The sequence below is a fragment of the Salipiger sp. HF18 genome (assembly GCF_011806505.1).
GTDB classification, from domain to species: Bacteria; Pseudomonadota; Alphaproteobacteria; order Rhodobacterales; family Rhodobacteraceae; genus Salipiger; species Salipiger thiooxidans.
This window is the reverse complement of record NZ_JAATOS010000354.1, coordinates 1-4,178: the sequence shown is the minus strand read 5'-3', so window position 1 is coordinate 4,178 and position 4,178 is coordinate 1. Positions and strand designations below refer to the sequence as shown.

The window sequence follows — 4,178 nt, the reverse complement described above, 5'->3', positions numbered from 1 at the left end:
CCCGGCATGAATGAAGCTCCCCTCGCCGGAAACACGGTTTAGTGTCTCCTCGACGACGGCGGCCATGCGGGTGAATCCAATGCGTTTTTCGATGAAGGCGTCGAGCGCGCGCTCCTTGGCGGCGTTGAACACCGCCCCCGAGAGCCCGCCGGTGCGCATCACCTCGCGCGCCAGCCGCAGCGCCGGCCAGCGCGTCTCGCAGGCGGCGCGGAAGGTGAACTGGCCCAGCTTGACGAGGTCGAGCCGCTCGACCGGCAGTTCCTGCCGGGGGCCCGACATGGGCCATCAGCGCGCCGTCGCGGAACCCCACCAGCGCATGGATCATCGATTCCGGGTGCACCACGACCTCGATCAGCTCGGGGTCGATGTCGAAAAACTCTTTGGTCTCTATGACTTCGAGCGCCTTGTTGAACATCGAGGCCGAGTCGATGGTGATCCGCTGCCCCATGTCCCAGTTGGGATGGGTCGCGGCCTGCTCGGGCGTGGCCTCGGCCAGCTTCTCGAGCGGCCAGTCGCGGAAGGCGCCGCCGCTGGCGGTGATGATCACGCGCTCGACGGCGTCGAGATCTTCGCCAATGAGCGCCTGGAAGACGGCGGAATGCTCGCTGTCGACGGGCAGCACGGCGCCGCCATGGGCCTTGGCGGTTCCCATGACCAGCGGCCCGGCGCAGACCATGCTTTCCTTGTTGGCAAGCGCCAGCGTGGCGCCGGTCTCGAGCGCGGCCAGCCCAGGAGGCAGCCCCGCGGCGCCAACGATGGCCGACATCACCCAGTCGGCGGGACGGCGCGCCGCCTCGACCAGCGCCTCGGCACCGGCGGCGGCCTCGATGCCGGTGCCCGAAAGGCGCTCGCGCAGGTCAGGCAGCAGCGCCTCGTCGGCGGTGACGGCGATCTCGGCCCGGAGCTGGCGCGCGTCCTCGGCCAGCTGCGCGACATTGCGGCCACCGGTGAGCGCCACCACGTGATAGGCGGCGGAATTGCGGGCGATCAGGTCAATGGTGTTCTGGCCAATGGACCCGGTCGCGCCGAAAATGGAGATACGTCGCATCAAAACCCCGGGGGAAAGTCCACGACTTGCCCGGCGAGCAGCAGGAACAGCGCCGCACCCAGCATTCCGTCGAAGCGGTCGAGCAGGCCGCCATGGCCGGGGATGAGGGCCGAGCTGTCCTTGACCCCTGCCCGTCGCTTGACCGTGCTCTCGGCCATATCGCCGATCTGGCTCGCCATTGAGATGGCAACCGAAATACCCATGAGCCCGATCCCGGCGTGGGTGGTGCCCGCGAAGAGAAGACCCACCAGCGCGGCACCGACCCAGCCGGCAATGGCGCCGGACCAGGTCTTCTTGGGCGAGACGCGCGGCCAGAGTTTCGGCCCGCCGAACGCGCGACCGGCGAAATAGCCGCCGACGTCGGTGATCACGACGACGCAGACCAGCCAGAGCATCCAGACCAGCCCGAGATCGGCGCGCAGCTTCATGAAACCATAGCCCGCGAGCAGAATCAGAGCGGTGAAGACCGCATAGGTCACCCCGCCGCGCTCCATCCGGCCGAAGCCTGCCATCGAGGGCAGCAGCAGCAGCGGCAGCGCGAAGGCGGGTGGCAGGTAGGCGGCGGCGAGCGCGCAGCCCCCGGCCAGCACGCCCAGCACCGGCGCCGACTTGTCGCGGGCGGTGTCGACCATGCGCACCAGCTCCCACACCATGATGCCGCAGGCGAGCGAGATGAAGGCCCGCCACGCGATGCCTCCGACCCAGACCGCGATCAGGCTGAGTGCAATGAGGACCGCCGCCGAGATCACCCGTGGCCGCAGGTCCGTCCAACGCGAGGAGTTCATGCTTTCACGCCCCCGTAGCGCCGTTCGCGGTTGCCATAGGCGGTGACCAGTCGGCCGAACTCCTCGGCGCAGAAGTCCGGCCAGAGCGTGTCGATGAACTCGTATTCCGCGTAGGCCGACTGCCAGAGCAGGAAGTTCGAGATGCGCGCCTCGCCCGAGGTGCGGATCACCAGATCCGGGTCGGGCAGCACGCAGGTGTCGAGGTACTTGGGAAGCGTCTCTTCGTTGACCGCATCCGGGTCGAGCTTGCCCGCCGCCACGTCCTGCGCCAGCCGCCGCGTGGCGCGGGCCACCTCGTCACGGCCGCCGTAGTTGATGGCGATGGTGAGGTTCACGCCGGTGCAGCCCGAGGTCATGAGCTCGAGCTCGTCCATCAGCGACACCAGTTTCTTGTCGAGCCGCACCCGGAACAGGCTCATCAGCCCCGCCACCTCGGACTGGGTGCGTCTCCAGTTCTCGGTAGAGAAGGCGAAGATCGTGACGTAGCGCACGCCGAGGTCCGGGCAGGCCTCGACGATCTCGCGAACGCGCTTCGCCCCGGCATGGTGGCCGAACAGTCTCGGGCGCCCACGCCGCTGGGCCCAGCGACCGTTGCCATCCATGATGATGGCGACGTGCCGAGGTCCGTTCCCCTCGCGGATGGGTTTGGGCATGACGCGGTCCACTCCCTTGGTCCCTGGCACCCGCACGCCGATCAGACCTGCATGATCTCTTCTTGCTTGTGCTCGAGCGCCTCGTCCACCTTCTTGATGTAGAGGTCGGTGATGTCCTGCACTTCGGATTCCCAGAATTTCTGATCGTCCTCGGCCATGCCGTCGGCCTTGGCCTTCTTGACCTGGTCCATGCCGTCGCGGCGCACGTTGCGGATCGCGACGCGGGCGTGCTCGGCGTAGTGACCGGCGACCTTGGTCAGCTCGCGGCGGCGCTCTTCGTTGAGCTCGGGGATCGGCAGCATGATGATGGTGCCATTCAGCTGGGGGTTGATACCCAGACCCGACTCGCGGATCGCCTTCTCGACCTTGCCCACGAGGCCCTTGTCCCAGACGTTGATGGTGACCATGCGCGGCTCGGGCACGTTCACGGTGCCGACCTGGTTGATCGGGGTCATCTGGCCATAGGCTTCGACCTGCACCGGCTCCAGCATCGAGCCCGAGGCACGCCCGGTTCGAAGCGAGGCGAATTCGGTGCGCAGGTTCGACATGGCGCCATCCATGCGGCGCTTTAGGTCATCGGTGTCGAGTTCGAAATCTTCTGACATGGTTGGTCTTGCCCGCTCAGGTGTTTGTCGTTCGGTCCGCTTTCTAGGACAGGCGCGCCCGGATGTATAGCTGTCTTGCCGTGAAACGGCCCGTGACGGCGCAATCATCGCCCCTTCCGACGCGTTGCCGCCCCCCTCGGGCCGGAACCCGCTTGGCGGTGCCGTCATGCTGCAGCGCAGTTTGACAGCTGCCGATGGCACCGCTACCCATTCTCCTACTACCACCCCTGAATTCGTTCGCCTTTCGCATATCGGAGCCCGGAGACATGGACAGCGCTAAGCCTGAAGCCCTCAACCTTGAATTGAACTTTTCGGAGCAGTTCGGCGAGACCGCTTCGCAGACCGAGGAGACCGCGGCGCTGGCCGCCATCGCCGTGACCAGTGACGACAACGAGCGCAGCGCCTCGCTGCTCGCGATGGCGCTCGGCGGGGACGGCGACGACGTCTGGGAGGGCACCGATGCGCCGGAATACTACTCGGGCGGGCTCGGCAACGACGACCTCGACGGCGAGGGCGGCAACGACTCGCTCTACGGCAACTCAGGCAATGACACGCTCGACGGCGGCGACGGTGACGATTACCTCAGCGGCTACACCGGGATGGACAGCATCGAGGGCGACAGCGGCGATGACACCATCTACGGCGGTGGCGGCGCCGACAGTCTCGAGGGGGACGAGGGCAACGACCTCATCAGCGGCGGGACCGGCAACGACTCCATCGAGGGCGACGAGGGCAACGACAGCCTCTACGGCAACTCCGGGCACGACAGCGTCGAGGGCGGCGACGGAGACGACTACATCAGCGGCTACACCGGCAACGACACGCTGGTGGGCGGCGCGGGCGACGACATGATCGTCGGCGGCTCGGGCAACGACGAGATCATCACCAACTCGGGCGACGATACGGTCTACGGCGGCAGCGACGACGACTTCATCAACGCCTTCTCCGGCAACAACCTGCTGAACGGCGGCACCGGCGACGACACCATAAGCGGCGGTGACGGCGACGACAGCATCTACGGCAACAGCGGCGACGACGTGCTCGATGGCCGCGGCGGCGCGGATTACATGAGCGGCTACAGCGGCGA

Annotated in this window: 3 protein-coding genes and 2 pseudogenes; 1 reads left to right on the top strand and 4 read right to left on the bottom strand. The window is 67.1% G+C overall.

Features of this window, described 5'->3' with window-relative positions; all coding sequences use genetic code 11:
* The 4 genes and pseudogenes from dxr to frr all read right to left on the bottom strand — a co-directional run.
* A pseudogene (dxr, locus tag HC022_RS20355) lies at positions 1-1,048 on the bottom strand (1-deoxy-D-xylulose-5-phosphate reductoisomerase); the annotation flags it as partial.
* Positions 1,048-1,833: a phosphatidate cytidylyltransferase gene (locus HC022_RS20350; protein WP_008885395.1), complete on the bottom strand. Its 786-nt coding sequence runs from the start codon at positions 1,831-1,833 to the stop codon at positions 1,048-1,050. The pseudogene dxr and the gene HC022_RS20350, both read right to left, overlap by 1 nt.
* Positions 1,830-2,486: a polyprenyl diphosphate synthase gene (uppS, locus tag HC022_RS20345; protein ID WP_167453633.1), complete on the bottom strand. Its 657-nt coding sequence runs from the start codon at positions 2,484-2,486 to the stop codon at positions 1,830-1,832. The genes HC022_RS20350 and uppS overlap by 4 nt, the downstream gene beginning before the upstream one ends.
* 41 nt (positions 2,487-2,527) lie before the next feature.
* A complete protein-coding gene (gene frr / locus HC022_RS20340) occupies positions 2,528-3,091 on the bottom strand; it encodes a ribosome recycling factor (protein ID WP_008883822.1) in 564 nt (187 codons plus the stop codon).
* 266 nt (positions 3,092-3,357) lie between these two features.
* On the opposite strand from frr, the pseudogene HC022_RS20335 reads away from it, so the two are divergent.
* Positions 3,358-4,178, top strand: a pseudogene (locus HC022_RS20335) (calcium-binding protein); the annotation flags it as partial.

What these genes read in the sequence shown, in the direction of transcription:
- frr (WP_008883822.1), bottom strand. Translation starts at nt 3,091, where the DNA reads ATGTCAGAAGATTTCGAACTCGACACCGATGACCTAAAGCGCCGCATG.
- uppS (WP_167453633.1), bottom strand. Translation starts at nt 2,486, where the DNA reads ATGCCCAAACCCATCCGCGAGGGGAACGGACCTCGGCACGTCGCCATC.
- HC022_RS20350 (WP_008885395.1), bottom strand. Translation starts at nt 1,833, where the DNA reads ATGAACTCCTCGCGTTGGACGGACCTGCGGCCACGGGTGATCTCGGCG.